At 66.9% G+C, this 826-nt stretch carries 1 protein-coding gene; it reads right to left on the bottom strand.

Features of this window, described 5'->3' with window-relative positions:
• Positions 1–4: 4 nt before the first annotated feature.
• Positions 5–826 (bottom strand): RNase adapter RapZ (gene rapZ, locus VTU_RS0121410; RefSeq protein ID WP_010108605.1); only part of this gene is annotated, 822 nt, incomplete at its 5' end.

Genomic DNA, 826 nt, shown 5'->3' with positions numbered 1-826 from the left:
GGGGTTAGCGCCCGTCGAGCTCCCGATGCCGCCGCAGCGCGGTCCAGCGCCGGCCGAAAGTTTCTGCCAGCCGCTCCACCAGATAGACGGAGCGGTGCTGCCCCCCGGTGCAGCCGATGGCGACCGTGACGTAGCTGCGGTGGTTGCGGTCGAGCATCTCCAGCCAGTGCCCCAGGAATTGCTCGATGTGCGTGCGCATGAGCGCGGCGTCCGGCTGCTGGCGCAGAAATTCCGCGACCGGTTCGTCCAGCCCCGTGAGATCGCGCAGCGTGGGCTCGTAATGGGGGTTGGGCAGCATGCGCACGTCGAAGACGTAGTCCGAATCCATGGGAATGCCGCGCTTGAAGGCGAAGGACTGAAACACCAGCGTCAGCTGCCCCTGCGCGCCGGGTATCAGACCCTTGACGTAGCTTTGCAGCTGCGACGCCCGCAGCGCGCTCGTGTCGATGACGTGCGCCTGCTCCCTCAGGTCGGCCAGAAGCCCGCGCTCCAGTTCGATGGTCTGCACCAGGGCCTTGCGTCCCTGCTGAGGATCGTCGTGCGACAGGGGGTGGCGCCGGCGCGTCTCGGAAAAGCGCCGCACCAGCGTATCGACGCTGGCATCCAGAAAAATCGATTGCACCGCTGCCCCCTGGCGGCGCAGGCGGTCCAATTCCCGGGGCACCTGGTGCAGTGACGTGGCGCTGCGCACGTCCATGGCAATCGCGACCCGATTGCCATGATGGCGTGGCTCCAGCGCGACGAAGGCCGGCAGAAGCTCTGGCGGCAGGTTGTCCACGCAGTAATAGCCTGCGTCCTCCAGCGCATGCAGGGCCACGGATTTTCC

The organism is Verminephrobacter aporrectodeae subsp. tuberculatae At4, assembly GCF_000193225.1.
GTDB lineage: Bacteria > Pseudomonadota > Gammaproteobacteria > Burkholderiales > Burkholderiaceae_C > Acidovorax > Acidovorax aporrectodeae.
This window is presented reverse-complemented; position numbering and strand designations above follow the sequence as displayed.